Raw genomic sequence first — 23522 nt, forward strand, 5'->3', positions numbered from 1 at the left:
ATTTAAATGTTAGATTTCATGCCATTTTGTTTGGGTTTTTATTCGCTGTTTGCTTTTCAGGATACGTCATTATTGTTTTTGCTAAAATTATTAGTAATTAAGCTTGGTTATCTTCAAAATAATATGGTAGTTAGACTTGGTTGGTAATCAGGGTGGTTACCGATGATTAACATTTATAAATTGGAAGAAGATGAAGAGTTTTAAAAACAGTGTTTGTTTAACAGGCCTTGCAGGAGCAGATCCTATTGTTATTAATTTTGCAGGAGAAAAAAAAGTTGCAAGAGTGAGTTTGGCCATCAATGAGTTTTATAAGAACCAAAGCGGAGAGGCTGTTTGTCAGACGCAATGGTTCAATTTGGTGTTCTGGAATAAAAAAGCAGAGCTGGCTGAACTGCTTATTAAAAAAGGGATCGCACTAAGTATTGAAGGGAGCTTAAAAGTACAAAGCTATACTGATAAGTTGGGAGAGCAGCGATCTAGTACCGAAATCTTTGTTAACCATTTGGAACTGGTTCTCCAAACAGATTCTTAAATACAGGAAGTTTGAAATATATGAAAAACATTTCGGGCAATGGCTGGCAATAGCTCGAAATGTTTAGTTCCTTTTCAACTGTAAGGAAAGCCCCGCATAGTAATTTCTACCTGCAGCAGCATTGTAATAGCGGCCCGCCACTGCGTTTAAGTCGTTCCCAAGGCTGTATCTTTCGTTTAATAGGTTATCGATGCCGGCAAATATTTCTAAAGGAAGATTGCCCATTTTTAGGGTTTTCCAGCTAACTCTAGTTTGAATCAAATGATATTGTTTTGCATACACGGTATTGGCATCATTTAAAGGTAAACTTGATGTGTAATTATACAGTGCAAATAAAGACCATTTTCCTGGTAACTGTAAGTCGATACTGTTAATTACTACCTGTTTTGGGACGCCTGTCAATTGATTTCCGGAGTAATCACCAACATTATCTGCATAATGTTCAAACTTAAAATTGCTTAAAGTAATTGCATTGGAAAATTGTAAACCACGAATGAATTTGGAAGAGTTGCCTGGGACAATCCATAAAGAAAATGAACTTTCTAATCCCCACTGTTTGGTGCCACCAGCATTGATGAAATATTCGTTTTCGTTCTGGTTTAAGCGCCTAACGATGGCATTTTGAAGACGGTAATAAAATCCAGTCAGGTCAATATTGAACCTGCGTTTGGGATCTTGATAACGAATACCTATTTCATGATTCCAGCCCGATTCTGGTTGTAAATTTACATTGATGACCTGGTCCGAAGCCCTTATTTCTGCTATTGTGGGTGGAGAATAACCTTTGCTTATAGCCGAACGTAAAGAAAGATCAGGACTAAGTAAATAGGATAAAGCAATTCTTGGCATCAGTTGAAAATCAAACTTGTTGGTTTTTTTAGCTGTTGCTATAGGGGCGATGCTTTGATAGGTGTATTGGTACAGATTACCGCTGGTAGATAATTCAAATAGCCATTTGTTTAGGAAATCGATGTTCAGATGAACAAATGCAAAGTTTGACGCAGCTTTTAACTCGTCGCTGGCCTTAAGTGCTGCAGGTTTTCCCAGATTATTGTTGTAATTGACAATATCAGATGAAGTTTGTGAACTTTCTAGTCCTATGTTAAACCTGTAATTTAACCTGGTAGTTTGCCTTTGGTATTCCAGATAGGAGCGTAGTCCTAAAGTTAACTCTTTCCTTTTTTCGTAATTAGTGATGAAAGGGTTCTTAAAATCGGTGTAAGAAGAAAAAACTGAAACAACATGCTTAAAATGATCATTAATGATCCAATCGTTGGAAAGTCCACCGAATAAGGTATTACTGTAAATTCCAGCCTTTTGCGCTATGGCGCTTTTGATTGGGCCTGCAGCGGGTCTTGAAGCTGTTGGGCGATCAAGATATTGCTCTATATTTAATCCTCCGGGGGTATTGTAATGTAGATCTGAATAGTAAATTGATGCTTTCAGGCTATTTCGCTTACTATAGTCAAGTTGTTGTGTTACCTGGAAATATTTGCGATCCATACCACTATGGTCGCGATAGCCATCACTACGCTGATAAGCCTGGCTTAGGTTAATGCTATATTTCTTAAATTGCTTTCCTACAGAAAGGCTTTGGCGAAAGGTGCCATAGGAACCTGCTTCCAGTCTTAAAGTTGCAGGGATACTGTCTGCACTGGATTGCTGCGATTGAATCAGGACGACTCCTCCTGAGTTCGCACCAAAAAGACTTCCTTGTGGTCCTTTCAGGATCTGAATGCGATTTATTGCAGCAACGTCTAAGGCATTGAGGTAACTATTTCCTCCAGCATCTGTTAAAGGGAATTCGTCGAAATAAATCTTTACATTTCTGATCCCGAAGGGAGAGCGGAGTAAACTTCCGCGAATAGATAAACGGTAACTACCTGGAGAACGTTCTTCCATACGTATTCCGGGGACAGTGTTCATCGCGGCTATGAAAGAACCACCAGCTTGCTTTTGAAGCAAAGAACGGTCAATAAAACCGATAGATCCGGTAGCCCTTAATAAAGGTTGTGTAGAAAAATAGGGTCTGATTTCTACTTCTTCTAATCTTTTTGTAGTATCCTGCTTCTGTGCGATAGCTGAAAAAGAAAGGAATACCAGCGATGCTGCTAAAAATGTTCTCATCGAAAACAAAGCTATAATTTATACCCAAAGAAAACGATCTGGTAATTCCTATTTATAAGCAATGTTGAGCTTTATTATAGCTGATATTGGTTTTTACTTTCAAAGGTTTGCCGCTAGGCTTGTTTTAATTTTTTGTACAGACATATCTTGAATATCAATTTTGAGTTTATAGCTTCATTTTATAAGAATATCCAAAAACAATTAAAGATTTTATAACGTTATGATGGTATAATTAGATCGTTATGAGTACTGAAAAAAAGGATAAACTTCATCCGACAGACCTGGGAGAGACTAAGGATTTCGACAATTTAGCTTATGATAAGGATAAAAATAGTTTTGTGTTTGATGTGAAAAGCCCTGAAAAGGAATACGACCATCCCTTGCCATACGACACTTCTGCCCCTAACGGCGAAGATAGTATTTCTTCTTATGATGAAGCCAATCCCTATATCGGTACTGAGTATAAGGATGACGAGCAAATTGGTGAAAACCTGGAGGAAGCCGGTATGCACATTGATAACGGGGAAATTGTAGTACTTGCTCCTGAAGACCAATTGCTAGGAAGAACGCTCGAAGATGAACGTGAAGATCTTGATGAAGAAGGATATCCCATAAATGATACTCCAGAAACGAAAAAGAAAATTAAGGGTTTACATCAAGGTTAAACTTGCGGCGGAACTCATCTAATTTCGGGTTCTTATCCACCAAAAACTGATACTTCTCAGTACTGGTGTAAAGTCTATTAATGACCTCACGAGCCACCTGAATAGTTTTCACGGAAACGCTGAAATTTTTCAATCTGGGTCTGAGGAAGTTCATCAGATCCACCATTTCTTCCTGTAGAAGTCCCTCCTGTAGTTTATGTTCCACTTTGGCAACGATCACTTCTGTCCCTTCCATTTGAGGCTCTGCCCCAATCATCAAGGTGTAGATGTTGATCTTTCCTGCAGTTTTGGCGGTTTCTGCATATTGATTCCATAAGCTCAATAACTGCTCCTGCGAAAATGACTCCCTTGCATCTCCACTAATATATTTTGGCTCATCATTATCTGGACCCCCAGATTTAGCATTCATATCCGTTAATGAAGGAATGAAAGTTCCTGTGGTATTGCTCCCGTTCAGGTTGATCTTTTGTGTTAGCGCAATTTTTGCCGTAGGTGCAGTCAGCGATTTTACGGGTGCATTTGCCGTTGCAGCCGGAATAGGTTTTGGTGCAGGTTCGGCAAGAACAGGTATACTATCTTCTTGTTGATAAGGTATTGGTGTCGGTGTTACTGCTGGTACTTCAGATGATCCTGATCCTGGTGATGAAATAGGAGGAGTTGGCGCTATGGCCGGACTTACATTAGTTTTTTTTTTAATCTGATTTTGGTCAGTTGCAGCGTTTTGGGAAGGTTGTTGAGCAAGTTGCAGGGCCGACGGAATATGACACATTTTGATGAGTGCCAATTCAACCTGAAGTCGCTGGTTCTTGCTATTCTTATAAATAAGATCACATTGATTGGCAAGATTTAACGCAGTAAGTACAAAAGAAACGGGTGTCTGCTGACTTTGACTAATGTATTTTTGTTTAATGTTCTCGCTTACTTCTAATAATTTTGTAGTCTGTGGATCCTTTGCTACCAGTAAATTCCTAAGGTGACTGGCCAATCCGTTGATGAAATTATTCCCATCAAAGCCATTGTTTAGGATTTCATCAAAAAGGATCAGTGCATTGCTCACATCAGCACTTAGCAAATATTGAGTCAGTTTAAAATAGTAATCATAATCCAGGATGTTCAGATTGTCAATTACCGACTTATAGGTTAAGTTTTTATTGGTATAGCTAACGATCTGGTCAAACATGGATAGGGCATCCCGTAATCCACCATCTGCCTTTTGGGCAATAATATGTAAGCCGTCCGCTTCAACATTAATGTTTTCACGTACTGCAATTTTATTTAGTAAGCTAGAAATATCATCAACCTGAATCCTGTTAAAGTCAAAGATCTGACAACGTGAAAGAATTGTTGGTAGGATCTTATGTTTTTCGGTAGTTGCTAATATAAATATAGCATAAGATGGGGGTTCTTCTAATGTCTTCAGGAAAGCATTAAAAGCATTTGCTGAAAGCATGTGGACCTCATCAATAATATAGATCTTATATTTCCCTGCTTGAGGAGGGATACGAACCTGTTCAATTAAACTACGGATATCATCAACAGAGTTATTTGATGCCGCATCTAATTCATGGAAATTAAAAGAATGGCCGGTTTGAAAAGAAACGCAGGAATCACAGGTACCACAAGCTTCCTGTTCAGGAGTCAGATTGGTACAATTGATTGTTTTGGCAAGAATCCTTGCACAAGTTGTTTTACCCACTCCCCTTGGCCCACAGAATAAAAAAGCCTGAGCCAATTGATTATTCTTGATGGCATTTTTAAGTGTACCTGTAATGTGATGTTGACCAACAACGGTTTCAAACGTTGCCGGGCGGTATTTACGGGCTGAAACTATAAAATTCTCCATTCGCCAACGAAATTATAAATTTTTTATGGAGCAGAGAGGATTTGTTGGAAAATAAAATGATAGAATTCGGAACTTTAGCTTTTTTGAGTTTTCACATTTATAAAATTAGTGTAGTTTTGTGTAAAAAACATATACATTATTTATGAAACGCTTTCTTTTCTGGCTTTTTTTTGCCTTCCCCTTTATGACCGATGCTCAGACTAATTTCCAAAAAGGATATGTAGTCACCAATGCGAAAGATACACTACGTGGATATATTGACTATAGAGAAGGAGCGAAAAATCCAGTTTCATTCGTCTTTAAAACTGACTTGAATTCAACAGCAACAACTTATACCCTAAAAGACTGTGCGGCATGCCATATTGATGACAGGGCTTCTTATCAACGGTTTTTAGCCGATATCAGTTTGGGCTCTGTTGATATTTCGAATATTACCTCTGTGGTGGATACCACCTCAACGAGGGATACCGTTTTTTTACAGGTATTGCAGACTGGACAAAATGTTACCTTATATTCCTATGCTGACCGTATCAAAAATAGGTTTTACATTTCAGATAGGGAGAATACTACTCCTACCGAGTTAGTGATGCAGCTTTATTACAAAGAAGGCGCATCTGGAACGTTAATAACTAATCTGAAATATGCTCGTCAGTTATTGGTTCTGATCAAAAAATATGACAAATGGACCTTATCAAACGAAAGAAGATTAGCAACGTTAAAATATAAAGAAGATGAACTCATCAAAACCGCAACTTTGATTAATGGCCAGCAACAGCTGAAATCTAAGTTTGAGCAATCCAGGTGGTTTGCAGGTTTAAGTTTGGATATTGCAAATACCGTTTTTCGTGGGCAACATTTGCTTGCGGCAGCGGATGCGAAATCAAAAATGTCTGCAGCGCCAATGTTTAGTGCTGGTGTCGACTTTTTCGCTAATCCTGCAGTTCGCAGACTGGCATTTCGTATCGAGCTAGCGCTAGGTATGAGTAAAAGTGAGGTGACCAGTACCGCTGGAGGACATTCTTTTGATCAATTGAGTGTGATATTTACACCCTCAGTGCTGTATCACATCTATAATGCGGATAAATTTAAGCTTTATTTGAGCCTTGGACCGGGGCTAAATTATTCCAAGATCAACAACATGGTGAATTTCAAATATGAGAAGGAGATCTTAACAGATGATTTGAAAAAAGTTGATGTACCACTTGATCTGAATAAATTTTATCTATCATTTCCTCTTAATGTAGGGGTTGTATGGAATAAAAGAATAGAATTGTTAGCCGGTTATAGTGTTCCTACTTCGATGACTAGCTACACACATTTTAGTGTAGAGCGACAAAGACTCCGATTTGGCTTGAACTATCTATTTGGTAAACACTAAGATGATTTGATTTTTAATAATTTATTGCTACATTTGCATCCCCGTATTTAATGCGGGAAATAAACATAAATTAATCATAACAATGAATCAGTACGAAACTGTTATCGTTCTAACCCCGTTGTTATCAGAAGAGGTTGCTAAAGAGGCATTAGCCAAATTCAGCAAAATCATCACTGATAGCGGAGCCGAGATTGTTCAAGAGGACAATTGGGGTTTGAGAAAATTAGCGTATCCGATTGAGAAAAAAGCAAGCGGATTCTTCCACCTTACAGAGTATAAATCTTCAGGTGAATTAGTAAGTAAATTGGAATTAGAACTAAAACGTGATGAGCGTGTTCTACGTTTCCTTACCATTAGATTAGATCGTCATGCGGTTGCGTATAATGAGAAGAAACGCAGTGGTGCTTTTAACAAAAAACCTAAGAAAGAGGAGGTTGCAGGATAATGGCTAAAGATCAAATACAATATGTTACTGCTCCAAAAGTGGACGATAACAGAAAAAAATATTGCCGTTTCAAAAAGAACGGAATTAAATATATTGATTACAAAGACGCAAACTTTTTGTTAAAGTTCATCAATGATCAAGGTAAAATTTTACCTCGCCGTTTAACCGGTACTTCGTTGAAATTCCAACGCAAAGTGGCACAAGCGGTAAAACGCTCACGTCATATTGGTTTGTTACCTTTTGTTGCTGACCAATTAAAATAGGAGCTGAGAAATGGAAATTATTTTAAAACAAGATATCAAATCCCTAGGGGAGAAAGACGATATCGTTAATGTAAAGCCAGGATACGGTCGTAACTACTTAATCCCACAAGGATTTGGTCAGTTGGCTACTCCTTCAGCGAAAAAAGTATTAGCAGAAAACTTAAAACAAGCTGCTTTTAAACAAGATAAAATTAAGAAAGATGCTGATGGTATCGCTGCACGTTTAGTAGATGTGAAGTTAACTATCGGTGCTAAAGCTGGTGAAACAGGAAAGATTTTTGGTGCAGTAAACACTATCATGATTTCTGACGCATTAAAACAACAAGGTTTTGATGTTGACCGTCGCCGTATTACTTTCGAAACTGAACCTAAATTTGTTGGTGAATATATCGCTAACTTAAACTTACACAAAGAAGTGAAAGTTAAAGTTCCTTTCGCAGTAGTAGCTGAGTAATCTTATCTATACGATATAAAAAAGGGTTCTGATTCATCAGAGCCCTTTTTTTATTGCCATTTTTTCCAACCAACAGATATGGAATTGCCCAATCTTATTACCTTTGGGTAATGGCAACAAAGAAACGTACTCCCGGTAAAACTAAATCCCCTTTATTTAAAAAGATTACCAACATCATCACCAAAGTATTCCTATGGTTTTTGATGGTTTCTGTACTCTGGGTGCTATTTTATCGTTTTGTGAATCCCCCTATTACTTTGTTAATGGTCCAAAGGAATATCGAGCGTAAAGCGGATGGTAAACTCTATAAAATGGAAAAGAAATGGGTGGACTTTGATGAGATTTCCGACAATATGAAAAGGGCTGCGGTATCTGCAGAAGATCAGCTTTTCCTGGAACATATCGGATTTGATGTGAAAGCCATAGAAAAAGCCTTTGCGGGAAATCAGAAAGGTAAAAAGATCAAAGGAGGAAGTACCATATCCCAGCAAACTGCCAAAAATGTATTCCTATGGCCTGGTCGTTCCTGGATTCGTAAAGGTTTTGAAGCATACTTCACCCTACTTATTGAAATTTTCTGGAGTAAAGAACGTATTCTAGAGGTCTATCTAAATGTAATAGAGATGGGAGATGGGATTTATGGTGCTGAAGCTGCCTCACAGGCATACTACGGAAAGTCCTGCCGGAAGTTGAGCAGAGCACAGGCCGCATTAATCGCAGCTTGCTTCCCTAATCCAATCCGCTGGTCTCCTAAACACGCAACGCCTTATATTCGCCATAGACAATACCTGATCATGAAAAACATGCGCAGGTTAGGTCCGCTTGATTTTTAATAATTACCTGGCTAGTCGGCCATTAAAAACGTTAATAAGATGATGAGATTTAAAATAAACTATCTTCTGTCTGGCTTACTGATCTTCTTTTTCAGTACTGTATACGGACAACAGAAATATGTAATGGTGATTCATGGCGGTGCCGGGACCATCCTGAAAAAGAACATGACTCCTGAAAAGGAAGCTGCCTATGTAGCTGGTTTGACCAAATCACTTCAGGCCGGTTATGAAGCCATTAAATCTGGTAAATCAAGTCTGGATGCAGTAGAGGTAGCCATCCATGTGATGGAAGATTCACCCTTATTCAATGCAGGAAAAGGCGCAGTGTTTACCCACGACGGCAGGAATGAAATGGATGCCGCCATAATGGACGGTAAAACATTGATGGCCGGTGCTGTTGCCGGAGTAACCGTGATTAAAAACCCAATCAGTGCGGCAAGAGCTGTGATGGAGAAATCTGAGCATGTGATGATGGTTGGGCCAGGTGCCGAAGCTTTCGCGAAACAGGCAAAACTTGAAATTGTAGATCCTAAATATTTCTTCACTCAGGAACGTTGGGACGGTTTGCAAAAAGCAATTCAACAGGATTCTGTGAAAACAGTACTCGACCATGGCAATAAGAAAACAGAAAAATTAGGCAGCATCAATAAAGACTATAAATTCGGTACCGTTGGTGCTGTAGCCCTAGATAAAGCAGGAAATTTGGCGGCAGGAACCTCTACTGGTGGTATGACCAATAAAAAATACGGCAGAGTAGGAGATTCTCCAATTATAGGTGCTGGTACTTATGCGAATAATGCAACCGCAGGAATTTCATGTACAGGCTGGGGAGAGTTTTACATCAGAAACGTAGTCGCTTATGATATTTCTGCCATGATGGAATATAAAAAGATGACCGTAGTCGAAGCTTCAAAAGCCGCCATAGAAAAGGTCGGTAGAATGGGTGGTGATGGTGGTTTAATTGCGATGGATCAGCAAGGACATGTTGCCATGCCTTTCAATACCGCTGGTATGTATCGTGGTACCGTTACTGCGGATGGAAAAATAGAAGTACTTATTTATAAATAAAAAAACCACCCATTTTTAATAGGTGGTTGTAGAGTATTGGTTGGTTATAGCAAGTGTGCAAACACTTTGCTATGCCAGCTTTGTTCAAAAGGAACTTCCCATTTCGTTTGGAATTCTTCCAATGTCTGTACCATATTGTTGAAAACAATCGTTTCTTGGTTTACTTTCTTAATACTCACCAGTGTTTCAAAATCTTCTTTATTGGTCACAATGATTTGTCCGTCGATCTTATAGGCCATATTGAACCTGTTGAAAAGATCAACCCCATATTCCTGTTCAATTTCTTTGATTATCCTTACGGAAGCGTCAATAGAACACCCCGTTGCGCCTGCACTGGCTTCATCTACTGTAATGACAATAAAGAAGTTGTAAAGTATGGAGGCTTTGGCAGCTAACTGATGGCCATGCGCTTTCCATTGTGCCGTAAAATCATTCAGTTTTTGCTGAATAGCATTGGCTTCAGTTTCCGTAAATGGACGGTTGCTTTGGTATACCCAAACTTTTGATTGTGGAGAAAAAGACATACCTCAAATTTAGTAATTTATTTAAATTGATTTCTCTAAAACGTGATCATGATGAAAAAGTTTACATTAAACTTGAAAATATGCCTCTGGGTATTGTCATGCCTGATTTTTATGGCTTTCAAGGTGCAATCCTTTCTGGATGAGGAACTTGTTTATCTTCAGAAAAGGCTGACTGAACTCTACGATCATACTGCCGAAAAACAGGAAGTCGAACGCTACGAACTTAATGTTACCAACAGTGGATTCTGTCGTTATAAGCGTTTTTTTTCCAATGGAAAAGTAGAATATTTCTCCTTTAACCTGATGAAATTTAAAGGCTTAGATTATGCGGGGACAGATACTGCGGGAAGATTGTTTTTCCTCACCAAAGGTGAGGATGTCATCGTGCAAACGTATAATGATAAAAAGGATGGAGATGTAGATAGCATGGCTTCCTTTATGGTGATCCCTACCAAAAAAATCGAAGCAAAAGATTTGTCTGAGCTTTCGGGAAGGCTGATTAAAATGAACCAGCAGCTACAGGTTCAGAAATAGTATATACCTCGGTTTCTACATATCTTGAAGCCACAATGATGGCTGTCTCCCCGGCGTGTTCTTTAAACAGGTCGGCCACCAGATCCGGACAGTTGTTGTCTTTGGAAAGATGGGAAAGGAGCAGGTGACTCATAAAAGCGGGTTTATGCGCTGTAAAGAGCTCTAATGCCAGCTTGTTAGACAAGTGACCTCTTCCTCCGCTGATTCTTTGCTTTAAAAAATATGGATAAGCGCTTTTACTCAGCAAGTCATCATCGTAATTAGCTTCGAGGAAAGCAGCATGACACTGCTTAAAATAATGCGTCAACTGTTCACAAACAGCTCCCAAATCCGTAAATACACCAATATTAGTTTCTCCGTAGGAAACCATAAAGCTGTAAGGTTCTGAAGCATCATGTATTTTAGGGAAACCAGTTATAGAAAGGTTTCCCACCAGAATTGCCTGATGCGCTGGTAAAGCCCGGATTAAATCAGGTCTAAGGTCAAACTTGCAGCCGTTTAAAGTACCATTGGTAATGTACACTGGTAAATTGAACTTTTTAGAAAGTACAGACAGCCCTTTGATATGATCCGTATGCTCATGAGAAATAAAAATCGCCCTCACCTTATCCATACTCAAACCTAGTCTTGACATTCTCTTTTCAGTCTCGCGACAAGATAGTCCGGCATCCACAAGGATTGCATCCTCATCATTGCCCACATAATAGCAATTGCCATTACTACCCGAATTTAAAGAGGCAATAGAAAGTTGATTATAAGCCATTCGCTCTGGCTGTAATTTCTGCAATGTCTAACACCTGTACATTTTTCTCCTGATCTTTCATCTTCACACCATCACGAAGCATGGTCATACAGAAAGGGCAAGAAGCTGCGATCACTTGTGGTTGAGTTTCAAGTGCTTCTTCAATTCTTTCAATATTGATGTCTTTATTCCCCTTCTCAGGTTCTTTGAACATCTGTGCACCACCAGCACCGCAACATAATCCGTTAGACTTACAACGTTTCATTTCCACCAACTGTGCATCAAGTACCTCTAATGCTTTACGTGGAGCTTCATAAACGTCATTTCCGCGACCTAAATAACAAGGGTCATGGTAAGTGATCTTCTTACCTTTGAAACTTTCTCCGCCTTCTGCTTTAAGTTTACCATCGTTGATCAAATCCTGTATCAATTGAGTATGGTGAATCACTTCGTAGCTGCCACCTAAGCCTGGATATTCGTTTTTAATGGTATTGAAGCAATGAGGGCATCCGGTTACAATCTTTTTAATATTATAGCCATTAAGCACTTCAATATTGGTCATAGCCTGCATCTGGAACAGGAATTCATTCCCTGCCCGTTTTGCCGGATCTCCGGTGCAACTTTCTTCTGTTCCAAGAACAGCATATTTGATGCCTACATGGTGTAGGATCTTACATATATCACGAGTGGTTTTTTGCGCTCTTTCATCATAGCTCCCAGCACAACCTACCCAAAAAAGGATCTCTGGTTCTTCGCCTTTCGCTATCATTTCTGCCATTGTAGGCACTTCAAAATTTAGTTGCTCGCTCATCTTTGCTAAATATCAGATTTAATATTTTGATTAACTTTCCTTGGCCCAGTTCAATCTGTCGGCAGGGGAGTATTTCCATGGGGCGCCATTGTTTTCAATATTGCCTAGCATGGCATTGATACTGGCAGGAGCCTGAGACTCCTCCATCACTGCATATCTCCTCAGTTCGGTAATGATAGACAATGGGTCAATGTTGATTGGACAGGCTTGAGTACATGCATTACAGCTGGTACAGGCCCATATTTCTTCTCTGCTGATGTAAGAGTCTATCAATGACTTTCCATCATCAAATCCGTTTCCGGTTTTATCTATATTTTTTCCTACTTCCTCTAAACGGTCGCGGGTATCCATCATGATTTTTCTTGGAGACAATAACTTTCCGGTGATGTTTGCCGGACATACCGAAGTGCATCTACCACATTCAGTACAGGTATAGGCATTCATCAGGTTCACCCAGCTCAGATCGTTCACATCTTTAGCGCCAAATTTACCTGGTTCAGCTGCTGGTGGTGTAAATGAAGGATCCAGCATTGCTTTTACCTCATTGGTTACACTCAGCATATTCGTAAATTCTCCTTTAGGCTCCAGGTTGGAGAAATAAGTATTTGGAAAAGCAAACAGGATATGGAAATGTTTCGAGTAGGGTAGGTAATTCAGAAAGGCTAAAATTCCAATGATGTGGAACCACCAGCAGCCTCTTTCTATTGCAATAAGCGCGCCTTCTGAATTTGGTAATAAATTAGAAAGGTATTGGCTCACCGGAAAAGATCCTGCTAGGGTGTAATGTGTGGCACCCATGGCCTGTAATTTCGTGTCTGCTGCATTCATTAATAAGAAGGCAGTCATCAGTAATATTTCGGTGATCAGGATGTAATTGGCATCAGATTTAGGCCAGCTGGTCATTTCGACCCCACTAAACCTTTTTAATTTGATAATGTTTCTTCTAATGAGGAACACTGCACAGCCCAACCATACGCCTAAAGCCAGAACTTCAAAAGAACCAATTAAAAAGTTATAAATGGAACCAAGGCCACCAAAAATTCGGTGTGTACCGAAAATACCATCAATCATGATCTCTAATACCTCGATATTTATGATGATAAAGCCTGCGTAAACGATAAGGTGTAGAAATGCAGGAATCGGACGAAAGAACATTTTCGTTTGTCCGAGGGCTACCTTGACCATGGTCATGAACCTTTTTTGAGGTTGATCAGTTCGGTCTGCCGCTTTTCCTATACGAATGTTGCGGATCACTTTCTTTAAATTATAACTGAACAAGGCTACTGCTGCCAGCGTAATTGCTATAAATAGGATTTGTAACACCATTTTTCTGATTCTGATTATCGTGTTGCTAAGTTAAAAGAAATCCCGCAAAACAAATTACTATGCAAGCATAAAAAGCGTGTTTATTATTTTTTTAAATAAAAAAAGAAGATTTATGTTTGAATTACAAAAAAAGATACTACATTTGCAATCCCAAATAAGGGACAAGATTATTAAACGGTGCGGTAGCTCAGTCGGTAGAGCAAAGGACTGAAAATCCTTGTGTCGCCGGTTCGATCCCGGCCCACACCACTTCAAAAGCTTCAGAGAAATCTGGAGCTTTCTTGTTTTATAAGCTTTTCATTTTTCAATTTCAACTATGTCTGGGTCATTATAAAATCTAAAGGCAGTTTAAGCTGCTTTCGGAATGAGTTCGATATGCCCTTTATATTTATCCATATTAAGCACGACTTTAGTAGGTCTTCAAACCATCGTTGAAAGGTCATTTAGATCTATCAAGGACCTATCAACTACCTATGAAGGACCTATTAAAGATTAAGAGTATTAAAGCGCAACTTGAATGGATGTCGAACTCAGGTACCTGGGATATTAGGCGTCGGGGAAAATATATTCCTTTTTTTTTTTAAAAAAAATATCCAACGGATTCTGCTAGTTTATAAATGGTTAGGCTCGGTTTTTTAATTCAAGTCCTATACTTATTTAAGTATTTTCAAAAAATATTTTGTTTTTCAAAAAAAGACCCTACATTTGCAATCCCAAACAACGGGACAAGATTTTAAAAAAGGTGCGGTAGCTCAGTCGGTAGAGCAAAGGACTGAAAATCCTTGTGTCGCCGGTTCGATCCCGGCCCACACCACTTCAAAAGCTTCAGAGAAATCTGGAGCTTTCTTGTTTTATACATATTTTTTTGTGTTATTTATCGTAACCTTGGACTTTACCATTCTTTTCATCCCTGAAATTTATCTGGATAATAACCGCAAGGTTTTTTTATAAAAATACGATGAGCAAAAAGGTTTCTATTAAAGACATCGCAAAACTGACCAATACTTCCATTACTACGGTCTCCTTTGTTTTAAATGGCAAAGGGCATATCAGTAAAGAGATCAGCAAAAAAATTCTGGATACGGCTAAGGAGATAGGTTATGAACCTAATCGAATGGCTATTGGCTTGCGCACTGGTGTTTCTAAAGTTATCGGCCTGGTGGTGGAAAATATTGGGGGACCTTTTTTCGGTGAAATGAGTAAAGTGATTGAGGCGGAGGCAGAAAAATCGGGTTATAGGATTATTTATTGCAGCACGGATAATAATGTTCAAAAAGGAAAAGACGTAATTCGCATGCTGACCCAGCAATTGGTAGATGGGTATATCATTACTCCTTTAAAGGGCCTGGAAGAAGAGGTACAGAAGCTCATGAATCAGGGAAAACCTGTGGTGCTGGTAGATGGGTATTTCCCCGAGTTGAACATCCCTCATGTGTTGGTCGACAATTATAATAGTGTAGATAAAGCGGTGAGTTGTTTTATTGCAGGTGGCTATAGAAATATAGGTTTTGTAACCTCAGATTTGGATTTGATTCAATTACAGGAACGTTTAAGAGGTTATCAAGGTGCATTGAGAAGGAACGAAATAGCTGAAGACGAGAAGTTGATTTTTAAGGTACCTTATCTTGCGGATAAACAGGAGGGGATTCAACAAATAAAAACGTTTATAGAGGCACATCCTGAAATGGACGCAATTCTATTCACCACCAATTATTTGGGGGTTATGGGGATTATCAGCGTTAAAGAGTTGGGACTGCAAATTCCCCATGATCTTGCTTTTATTAGTTTCGATGATACCGAAATTTTCAGCCTATACCCTCCGGGAATCACCACCATTCAGCAGCCGGTATATCAGATTGCTAAATATGGAATTGACATTTTGCTTGCTCAAATTAAAGGAAATTCTATGGAGAAAGGGCCCACAACAAAACTACAGATTTCATCAAATCTCATAGAAAGAGGCTCTACGGTAGCAAAAGTCAAGTCTTAATTACGACTTGTGAATTGAAAGTCATAACACATAATGTGACCGATATAGGAAGTAATTTGGTCGTACTTTTGTGATTATTTAATTCACATGAAGAAAGAACTGACTTCCATTCCATATTCAGTATTGGATCTGGCTACTGTTATAGAGGGGAAAACTCCTGCTGATACTTTTAAAAATAGTGCTGACCTTGCGAAACATGCAGAGAACTGGGGGTATCATCGATACTGGTTGGCCGAACATCACAATATGATTAGTGTGGCAAGTTCTGCTACTTCTGTAGTGATCGGACATATTGCCGGTGCAACAAAAACCATTAGAGTGGGTTCTGGAGGGATTATGTTGCCTAATCATTCACCATTAGTAATTGCTGAGCAGTTTGGTACTTTGGAATCCTTATACCCGGGAAGAATCGACCTCGGCTTAGGAAGAGCCCCAGGCACAGATCAAGTAACTGCAATGGCCATTCGTGGCGAAAGAATGAATGCGGCAAATAGTTTCCCGCAGGATGTATTGAAACTTCAGGCTTATTTTTCTGCGGAAAACTGCAATAGCAGTGTTAGGGCTATTCCTGGCGAAGGTTTAGATATTCCAATCTGGATTCTTGGTTCCAGTACGGATAGTGCCCGTTTGGCCGCTGCATTGGGTTTACCTTATGCCTTCGCGAGTCATTTTGCACCCGCACAATTCATGACGGCAATTCAAATTTATAGACAGAATTTTAAACCTTCGGAGCATTTAAAAACGCCATATGTGTTGGCTTGTGTGAATGTGGTGGCTGCTGATACCGATGCAGAAGCTAATAAAATAGCGACTTCTTTATACCAGTTGTTCCGAGGAATTGTAACTGGAAAACGCATGCTTTTGCAACCGCCAGTTGATAATATGGATGAGGTTTGGACGGAATATGAAGAGGAGCAAGCCGGACAAATGTTGGCTTGTACTTTTACAGGTACTAAAGAGACAATTTCAAAGGATCTTCAACAATTCCTGGATCAGACGCAGGTAGACGAAATTATGGCCACTTCTCATATTTACGATCATAAGGCAAGGTTAACTTCTTATCAATTGCTTTCAGAGGTGTTTAAAGGCATTTAGTTTAAACAATTGTTTACACCCGCATAAAAGAGATAGTGAAATCCTAAGATCTATTCCTATTTTATGCGGGTTTTTGCATCTTCTGGAGGTGCTAGTTGTATGGAGATGATGGGAAAGGGATGCTTTAATTAGCAATCTTGAAAAAATAAAGGGTGCTAAACGCTTTGCCAGGTAATTGGTATAACAGCAGAGGCTTTCCAGCAAAGTCGATTTTCTTAATCTGGGCAGATAAGTTTTCATTTAGATAACTGATTTTGAAGGCGGCTGATTCGTTTCCGATTTTTACGTGGTAATAGAATAAGGGCTCTTTTTGAATCCATCCACGTAAAGCTCTTTCTGAGGGCTTTAATACCTGATCAGCACCATTATCAGCTGCACGATATTCTGAGACGGACTCAGCAGCATTGTACTTTCCTTCGCAATAGGAGCAGTCTTTAAAAAACAGCTGGTAAACTGTTCCTGAATTTTTAAGGAAATAAAAACTGCCTTTATAGTCTTTTCGTTGAAAGCTAAGTAACGTGTCACCCATTTTTAGCATTTCCTCAAAGCTCTTCATGTCCTTTTCTATAAAATTTTTGTTTTTTCGTGGTTGATCTGTAATTCGTAATTGTTGAATTGGGCGATATTGAAAAGTATGGTGTTCAAAATAACCTTTACCAGCATAAATATTTTCCAGGTCGTCTTGACCAAATAAGCCATCTAAATCAGCTGCAGTGATTTCTTTAACCAGGTTTAACTTTTCATCATAGACCCTAAAATGGTAATTGTTAACAGGAGATTTTTCCAATGTTTTTAGCAATACAATCAATTTTTTTTTATCCCTGGAAACATAAACTCTTCGTACATCTTCTTTGTCTTTACTGAGTTTCTGGAGTTGAATGTGGTTATTTGAAGCAGTAAAGGCCGGAAAATATTTTATTTCAGGATGCTGATCCTGCTTTTCTTCATTCCTACAGGAACCCAGGAAGAGAAGCAGGCCGATGCCAAAGAAAATAACCGAGATAAAAAGACGATAGAGTGGTTGAGCAGGCATATCAGATTTTGTTGCTTAAAGTAGTGGTGCTGGCAATAGCTGTTCCACAGCAGTGGTCCGTACGACTATTTCTGTTAATGAAGCAAGGATGCTTATTTTGTGAGGCATACACTATTGTTTTTGAGTAGAACAGGCCAAAGATATGAAATCTCCTTAGCTCTGGATTTTGATCCAGCCCATTAAAAAACATATATTGCAATTCTAAATCCTTAACCAAATTTAACATGAGAAATCTCCTGCTGATCCTATCCTTATTTGTATGTAGCGCATTTTTAACCCCTGTAATGGCTCAAAATACACCGGTATTTACTGGTGCAAAAGCGACAAAAAAGCATTATAAAGCCCTATATGTTTTAAATAATGGAGAAGAGAAAAGAATCAATGGTTGTTTACGTAACATAAAAAATGCATTAGAAGATCCCCGTTTGAAAGGCAAATTGGAAGTAGAGCTAATTGTGTTCGGCGATGGTGTAGCTGTTTACAATAAAAACAACAACTATGAAGCTACATTAAAGGCTTTACAAGCTAAAGGGGTAGTTTTAGCACAATGTGAAAACACGTTAAGAGAACGAAAAATTGATAAATCAGAACTGTTTGATTTCATCAGCTTTGTGCCTTCTGGCAATGGTGAAATTATCATTCGTCAGGCAGAAGGCTGGGCAATTGTTCACCCATAACATTTTTTGTAAGCCTAAAAAAGGCTATGTTTGCAGCACATGCATAAATTATTAAAACCCATGATCCATCAAAATGCCGGCAGAGGTAAGTCCTTGCTGTTATTTGTACTGATGGGCTGTTTTTTACTTTCTGCCTGTGCTGTGAGAAAAGGTCTTCAATCTTTTTTTACGGAAGTTAGCCCTGTTAGTCAGACGGCGATGAAGCTTAATAAGATTTTATCGTCAAGAGATTTACTGATTACTGATGCTGCACTTTCTTGTGCGGTTGCGCTACCTTCCGAAGATGGAAATTTCTTTTTTAAACAGAGCATGACGCAGAAGTCATCATCGGCTCTGATGTTATTTTTTCTGTTACCAACCTTCCTGTTGTCGGTATTGTTTCTAAAGAAAGACAAACTGTCAATAGTAAGTTCAGGTTTGGTTCCTGCCGGTTCCCCGGTTCCCCTGTTTATCAAAAACAGGCTTTTACTGATATAGCATCCCGCTGTTCATCTAGCAGGTGTAGCTCATTCTGAGGTACGCCCCATTACTTATTTCTAAAATTTTAATTATTGATGATGAAGAAAAACCCTCTTTATTTGACGGGTATGTTGCTGATGCTATCGGGTATCAGCGGATATTCGCAACAGCATAAGGAACTTTCTCTTTCCCATTTATGGGAGTTAACAGTGGATCAATATCCATCGCTTACTGAAAAGCAGGCGAAGATTGGAGAATCCGAATATCGTAAAAAGGAATTGCATAATGCTGCAATTCCACAGGTCCAATTACAATTACAAAACTCATTTGGCACCTTTGAAGGAACGAATGGCGCTTTTTTTCCAGTTCCCGGCGTTTTTAATGTGAGCGGAAAGGGTGCTGCAGATCAACCAGGGTCGGGTACAACGATGAACAGTTTCGGTTCTGTGTTGATGGACTGGAAAGTGTCTCAGTTCGGTAAGCAACAAAAGATGATTGAGGCTGCGGGATATGAAGTGCAGGAAGCAAAAAGCAATTATGAAGCGTCCAAATTGTCACTGTTGGCCAAAACTACAGGTCGGTATCTGGATCTGATGTATACCAGTTCCGGTAGAAGTTGGGCAGATCAAAATGCGCTGCGTGTAAAAGAGATTTTTGACCTATCGGTGAGTTTGGCTGAGGCCGGATTAAAGCCAGGTGCTGATACCGCACTCGCGGCGGCGGCTTACTTACAGGCCCAGGCACAACAGGAAGATTGGATCGGAAGATATCAAGCAGGACAAATCAAGCTTAAAGAATTGGCACCAGCATTGGTTGGAGAGCAGGTTTTGCCAGTCCAGCAGTACATGGCTAAGCTATTTACCATAGAAAATGCAGATTCTGTTGCTGCTAAACATCCTTTTCTGGAAACACTAGACAAACAACTAAGGGTGCAAGTTTTGCAGAAGGAAGTAATAGGGAAGAAGCAACTGCCTTCTATTTCCTTGTTGGCAGGGCTTTCTGCACGTGGCACTGGAATCAATCCTGATGGAAGCCTGCAAAATAGTTATTCCTCGGGATTTAATAATGGGGCACAAAACTATCTTGTTGGCCTTGGACTAAGTTGGAACTTAACGGGCCTATATACGGGCTCGGTAGAAAAGAAACGTGCGCAAAAGCAGGTTGACGCAGCACAATCCAGGTACCAGCTGCAAAAACTCCAAATGAATACTAGCCTGCAGGCGATCTCTTCCAGAATTCAGGCGCAGCTAAAACAGGTGACAAAAACTGGATCGGCAGTTCTAAAAACGACCGATGCTTATGTGCTTTATTTGTCGAGGTATGAGGCGGGCCTAATTAACCTAACGGATCTTCTGCAGATTCAATCTTTATTACAGCAGGTAGAAAAAAGCAATATTGAAGTTCATCAGGAGCTGTGGACTCAGCTAAATACGAAGGCAGAGTTGAGCGGTGATTACAGTTTTCTGTTCAACCAACTTAAATAAGACATTATGAATATGATCAGGTTTGCGTTAAAAAAACCTTTAACAATAATGGTGGCCGTGTTGGCGATCGCCTATTTTTCTTTTACGGCCATCAAAAATATCAATGTGGATATTTTTCCTAAGGTGGAGTTACCGGTGATTTATATTGCCATGCCTTATGGCGGCTTGACTCCTGCTTATATGGACGGCTTTATGGCCAATGAGTTTCAAAAGGTTCTCATTTTTGTATCAGGAGTAAAGGGAATTGACTTTAAAAGTGTACAGGGATTTACGCTGATGAAGCTCACTTTTTATCCGGGAACGGATATGGCCCAGGCATCTGGAGAATTGGCTGCGCAGGTAGCCAGAGCGATGGGATTCCTACCTCCAGGAGCAGTTCCCCCGCAGGTAGTCCGTTTTGATGGCAGTTCATTACCCATCGGTCAATTGGTGTTTGAAAGTTCTCAGCGTTCTATTACGGAACTGCAGACACTCGCACTGACCAAAATAAGACCTATGTTTGTGACCATTCCCGGTGTTACGGCACCAGCCCCTTTCGGTGGAAATGCCCGTACAATGGTAGTGAAGGTGAACCCAGAACTCATGCTTTCTTATGGTTTATCCGCAGAGGAAGTGACAATGGCGATTGCGAAAAATAACTTTCCTGCGCCCGCCGGAAATATCAGAATCGGCGATCAGAACCTGATGAGCCCGGCTAATACTATGGCCACAGGACCTGAGGAATTCTTGAATATCCCCATTAGAACAGGTTCCGGAACTAATGTACTTGTAAAAGATATTGGTACTGTAGAAGATGCAGCGGATGTGACCACAGGATATGCGGTCATTAATGGCAAGCGTTCTGTGTACCTTCCGGTTATTAAAAAGGCTGATGCTTCTACCCTTAAAGTGGTAGAAAACCTAAAATCTTCTATTCCAAAATTGAAAGCGGCACTACCTGAAGATGTCGATGTGAAATATGTATTTGACCAGAGTGGTTACATTGAACGCTCTCTGGAAAACCTGATTCATGAAGGTGTTTTAGGCGCGATACTAACGGGATTAATGGTCTTTCTTTTTCTTGGGGACTCCAGAGGTGCCTTAATTGTGGTGCTTACAATTCCCATCGCGATACTTTCAGCAGTTATTATGCTGTATATGTTTGGGCAAACCATCAATGTGATGACACTAAGTGGACTGGCACTCGCAATTGGAATTTTAGTGGATGAAGCCACAGTAACCATAGAAAACATACACCAGCATTTTGAAATGGAGAAACCCAAACAGTGGGCTATTCTGGATGCTTTATTGGAAATTTCCATTCCTAAAATCTTGATCCTTTTCTGTATTCTGGCGGTATTGATCCCTTCTTTCATGATGACAGGGATTCCAAAGGATATGTTTATGCCTTTGTCGCTAGCCGTTGCTTTTGCGATGATCGCTTCTTTTATCGCTTCCCAGACTTTCGTGCCTATTCTGGCAAACTGGTTAATGAAGCCAGAGCTTTTTCAACACCATAAGATTAGTCTTCATAAGAAGAAGCTGACGAGGTTTGAAAAGTTTAAGCGCCGTTACCTGATATTGATTCGTGCGGGACAGCAGCGAATGGTTGTGGTGATTGGTGTTTATGCGTTGTTGGTATTGGTGATGATTGGAATATCCGGTAAAAAGATTGGTACGGATATTATGCCGGCGAGTAATAGTGGAGATCTACAGATCAGAATGCTCGCTCCGGAAGGAAGTCGACTCGAAATTACCGAAGATTACCTGATGAAGCTCAGTAAAATCATTAAGGCTCAAATGCCTGAAGGAGCAGTTAAAATCAGCTCTGCATATGTTGGATTACAACCTTCTGCTACAGCGATAAACCCGATTTTTCTTTTCACTAGCGCTTCGCATGAAGCAGTATTTCAGTTGTCGATTGATCAAAAGATCTATGATCAGGCGATTGCCGGTTTGAAAGAACAAATTCGCAAAGAGGTGGGGAAACAATTGCCGGAGCTTCAGATTAGTTTCGAACCAATGGAGTTGGTGGAGAAAATTATGAGTCAGGGGGCGATGAATCCTGTGCAGATTAAGGTTGCCGCCGGACAAGTTAAAGGAGCGGAGAAGTACGCCTTAAAGATTGAGGAAGAATTGAAAAAAATTCCTTTCTTAAGAGATGTACGAATTGCTGAACCACTCAATTACCCGAGTGTACAGATTAATGTAAACCGGGAGCTGGCAGCGCAGTTTGGTCTGAGCATGGATGATGTGAGTAAAGCTTTAACCATGGCGACATCCTCTACCAGGTTTACTAATAAAAACCTTTGGATAGATCCCAAGTCTGGTTTGGTATTTCAGGTGCAGGTTCAAGTGCCGGAACCGGATATGGAATCTCTGGATAAGCTACGTTCCTTACCCCTAAAGTCAGGTCAGCCACGTCCTGTATTGGAAGATGTAGCGACATTGGAAATGGTGAAATTACCAGCTCAAGTGAATCGTCAGGGGCCAAACAGGTATGTGACCGTATTGGCAAATATGCATGATGCTGATTTAGGTGCGGCCTCAAAAGCAGTAGAAGATGTTTTAAAGAAGGTTGGGGAGGCACCTAGAGGTGTGATCGTAAGCTCAGAGGGCTTGATGCCACTATTGGAGGAAACGTTATCAGGATTACAAACGGGATTGGCTGTTGCAATTGTGGTGATTTTCCTGATGTTAACGGCTTATTATCAATCTTTCGCACTGTCTGGATTGATCCTAGCTGTTGTTCCTGCGGTGATTGGGGGAAGTTTACTGATGTTATTAGCTTCAGGAAGTACGCTCAATTTACAATCTTATATGGGAATTATTATGTCGGTCGGAGTGTCTGTGTCTAATGCGGTGCTGATGATCAATCAGGCGGAAGTAAACCGACTTAAACATGGTATGACTGCGAAACAGGCTGCATTACTCGCTGCTTCTTCGCGATTACGCCCGATTATAATGACCACAATGGCAATGATTGCCGGAATGGTCCCTATGGCCGTTGGTATGGGAGAAGGTGGGGAACAAATTGCGCCATTGGGACAAGCAGTAATCGGCGGTTTAATCTTATCCACTTTCACTGCATTACTTGTTTTACCGCAGCTTTTTGTGTTGGTGATGAAAAATAAAACCACAGATAGCCTTAGTCTTGATCCAGATGATCCTATGAATAAAAATGTATTAACCTCTTCTTTATAAATCGCTCATGAAGCCTTCATTATTAGGATACTTACAAAAAGCAATGAATATGATCG

22 protein-coding genes and 2 tRNA genes are annotated in these 23522 nt (G+C 39.9%); 17 read left to right on the plus strand and 7 right to left on the minus strand.

Annotated elements, in window-relative coordinates:
- Positions 1–190: 190 nt before the first annotated feature.
- The gene (locus tag R2S10_RS16555; protein WP_316841534.1) at positions 191–532 is read left to right on the plus strand and encodes a single-stranded DNA-binding protein; all 342 of its coding nucleotides are present in this window, start codon (positions 191–193) and stop codon (positions 530–532) included.
- A 63-nt stretch (positions 533–595) separates the two neighbouring features.
- Here the strand turns inward: R2S10_RS16555 and R2S10_RS16560 are convergent, their stop codons facing one another.
- Positions 596–2659 carry a TonB-dependent receptor gene (locus R2S10_RS16560; RefSeq protein ID WP_316841535.1) on the minus strand — a complete coding sequence of 688 codons (2064 nt, stop codon included), beginning with the start codon at positions 2657–2659 and terminating at the stop codon, positions 596–598.
- Positions 2660–2901: 242 nt separating this feature from the next.
- Between R2S10_RS16560 and R2S10_RS16565 the strand changes: the two genes are divergently transcribed.
- Positions 2902–3324 carry a hypothetical protein gene (locus R2S10_RS16565; RefSeq protein WP_316841536.1) on the plus strand — a complete coding sequence of 141 codons (423 nt, stop codon included), beginning with the start codon at positions 2902–2904 and terminating at the stop codon, positions 3322–3324.
- Here the strand turns inward: R2S10_RS16565 and R2S10_RS16570 are convergent.
- Positions 3302–5167 (minus strand): DNA polymerase III subunit gamma/tau, encoded by a 1866-nt coding sequence (locus R2S10_RS16570; RefSeq protein ID WP_316841537.1) that lies wholly within the window; start codon positions 5165–5167, stop codon positions 3302–3304. The genes R2S10_RS16565 and R2S10_RS16570 overlap by 23 nt on opposite strands.
- Before the next feature lie 142 nt (positions 5168–5309).
- Between R2S10_RS16570 and R2S10_RS16575 the strand changes: the two genes are divergently transcribed.
- The 6 genes from R2S10_RS16575 to R2S10_RS16600 all read left to right on the plus strand — a co-directional run bounded on the left by R2S10_RS16575 (position 5310) and on the right by R2S10_RS16600 (position 9608).
- The gene (locus tag R2S10_RS16575; RefSeq protein ID WP_316841538.1) at positions 5310–6545 is read left to right on the plus strand and encodes a hypothetical protein; all 1236 of its coding nucleotides are present in this window, start codon (positions 5310–5312) and stop codon (positions 6543–6545) included.
- An 82-nt stretch (positions 6546–6627) separates the two neighbouring features.
- Positions 6628–6990 (plus strand): 30S ribosomal protein S6, encoded by a 363-nt coding sequence (gene rpsF, locus R2S10_RS16580; RefSeq protein ID WP_062550348.1) that lies wholly within the window; start codon positions 6628–6630, stop codon positions 6988–6990.
- The gene (gene rpsR / locus R2S10_RS16585) at positions 6990–7253 is read left to right on the plus strand and encodes a 30S ribosomal protein S18 (RefSeq protein WP_008244392.1); all 264 of its coding nucleotides are present in this window, start codon (positions 6990–6992) and stop codon (positions 7251–7253) included. The genes rpsF and rpsR overlap by 1 nt, the downstream gene beginning before the upstream one ends.
- A 10-nt stretch (positions 7254–7263) precedes the next feature.
- Complete coding sequence (gene rplI / locus R2S10_RS16590) at positions 7264–7707, plus strand: 50S ribosomal protein L9 (RefSeq protein WP_265840761.1); 444 nt, start codon at positions 7264–7266, stop codon at positions 7705–7707.
- A 110-nt stretch (positions 7708–7817) separates the two neighbouring features.
- Positions 7818–8540: a monofunctional biosynthetic peptidoglycan transglycosylase gene (mtgA, locus tag R2S10_RS16595; RefSeq protein WP_316841539.1), complete on the plus strand. Its 723-nt coding sequence runs from the start codon at positions 7818–7820 to the stop codon at positions 8538–8540.
- Positions 8541–8579: 39 nt separating this feature from the next.
- A complete protein-coding gene (locus R2S10_RS16600) occupies positions 8580–9608 on the plus strand; it encodes an isoaspartyl peptidase/L-asparaginase (RefSeq protein ID WP_316841540.1) in 1029 nt (342 codons plus the stop codon).
- A gap of 44 nt (positions 9609–9652) precedes the next feature.
- On the opposite strand, the gene R2S10_RS16605 is transcribed toward R2S10_RS16600, so the two are convergent.
- Positions 9653–10132: an ABC transporter ATPase gene (locus tag R2S10_RS16605; RefSeq protein ID WP_316841541.1), complete on the minus strand. Its 480-nt coding sequence runs from the start codon at positions 10130–10132 to the stop codon at positions 9653–9655.
- A gap of 48 nt (positions 10133–10180) precedes the next feature.
- Between R2S10_RS16605 and R2S10_RS16610 the strand changes: the two genes are divergently transcribed.
- Complete coding sequence (locus tag R2S10_RS16610; protein ID WP_316841542.1) at positions 10181–10666, plus strand: hypothetical protein; 486 nt, start codon at positions 10181–10183, stop codon at positions 10664–10666.
- On the opposite strand, the gene R2S10_RS16615 is transcribed toward R2S10_RS16610, so the two are convergent.
- The 3 genes from R2S10_RS16615 to R2S10_RS16625 are packed head-to-tail and all read right to left on the minus strand — an operon-like array spanning position 10632 to position 13545.
- Entirely contained in the window at positions 10632–11429 is a 798-nt protein-coding gene (locus R2S10_RS16615; RefSeq protein WP_316841544.1) for an MBL fold metallo-hydrolase, read from the minus strand. The two genes, R2S10_RS16610 and R2S10_RS16615, sit on opposite strands and share 35 nt — an antisense overlap.
- A complete protein-coding gene (locus tag R2S10_RS16620; RefSeq protein WP_316841545.1) occupies positions 11419–12219 on the minus strand; it encodes a (Fe-S)-binding protein in 801 nt (266 codons plus the stop codon). The genes R2S10_RS16615 and R2S10_RS16620 overlap by 11 nt, the downstream gene beginning before the upstream one ends.
- 30 nt (positions 12220–12249) lie before the next feature.
- Positions 12250–13545 carry a 4Fe-4S dicluster domain-containing protein gene (locus tag R2S10_RS16625; protein WP_316841546.1) on the minus strand — a complete coding sequence of 432 codons (1296 nt, stop codon included), beginning with the start codon at positions 13543–13545 and terminating at the stop codon, positions 12250–12252.
- Between the two features lie 176 nt (positions 13546–13721).
- On the opposite strand from R2S10_RS16625, the gene R2S10_RS16630 reads away from it, so the two are divergent.
- The 4 genes from R2S10_RS16630 to R2S10_RS16645 all read left to right on the plus strand — a co-directional run bounded on the left by R2S10_RS16630 (position 13722) and on the right by R2S10_RS16645 (position 16630).
- A tRNA-Phe gene (locus tag R2S10_RS16630) sits at positions 13722–13794 on the plus strand.
- Between the two features lie 492 nt (positions 13795–14286).
- Positions 14287–14359 (plus strand) — tRNA-Phe (locus tag R2S10_RS16635).
- 144 nt (positions 14360–14503) lie between these two features.
- Positions 14504–15535, plus strand: coding sequence for a LacI family DNA-binding transcriptional regulator (locus tag R2S10_RS16640; protein ID WP_316841547.1), 1032 nt, complete (start codon positions 14504–14506; stop codon positions 15533–15535).
- An 87-nt stretch (positions 15536–15622) separates the two neighbouring features.
- Positions 15623–16630: an LLM class flavin-dependent oxidoreductase gene (locus R2S10_RS16645; protein WP_316841548.1), complete on the plus strand. Its 1008-nt coding sequence runs from the start codon at positions 15623–15625 to the stop codon at positions 16628–16630.
- Positions 16631–16754: 124 nt separating this feature from the next.
- Here the strand turns inward: R2S10_RS16645 and R2S10_RS16650 are convergent, their stop codons facing one another.
- On the minus strand, positions 16755–17663 hold the full coding sequence (locus tag R2S10_RS16650; protein WP_316841549.1) for a hypothetical protein: 909 nt from the start codon (positions 17661–17663) through the stop codon (positions 16755–16757).
- Between the two features lie 224 nt (positions 17664–17887).
- Here R2S10_RS16650 and R2S10_RS16655 point away from each other — a divergent pair, with 224 nt between their 5' ends.
- The 4 genes from R2S10_RS16655 to R2S10_RS16670 all read left to right on the plus strand — a co-directional run bounded on the left by R2S10_RS16655 (position 17888) and on the right by R2S10_RS16670 (position 23466).
- Positions 17888–18340, plus strand: coding sequence for a DsrE family protein (locus R2S10_RS16655; protein ID WP_316841550.1), 453 nt, complete (start codon positions 17888–17890; stop codon positions 18338–18340).
- A gap of 60 nt (positions 18341–18400) precedes the next feature.
- Positions 18401–18817, plus strand: a complete 417-nt coding sequence (locus tag R2S10_RS16660; RefSeq protein ID WP_316841551.1) for a hypothetical protein — start codon at positions 18401–18403, stop codon at positions 18815–18817.
- A gap of 77 nt (positions 18818–18894) precedes the next feature.
- Positions 18895–20283, plus strand: coding sequence for a TolC family protein (locus R2S10_RS16665; protein ID WP_316841552.1), 1389 nt, complete (start codon positions 18895–18897; stop codon positions 20281–20283).
- Between the two features lie 6 nt (positions 20284–20289).
- On the plus strand, positions 20290–23466 hold the full coding sequence (locus tag R2S10_RS16670; protein ID WP_316841553.1) for an efflux RND transporter permease subunit: 3177 nt from the start codon (positions 20290–20292) through the stop codon (positions 23464–23466).
- Positions 23467–23522 lie beyond the last annotated feature (56 nt).

It is taken from the genome of Pedobacter gandavensis, assembly GCF_032678745.1.
In the GTDB taxonomy this organism is placed as follows: domain Bacteria; phylum Bacteroidota; class Bacteroidia; order Sphingobacteriales; family Sphingobacteriaceae; genus Pedobacter; species Pedobacter gandavensis_C.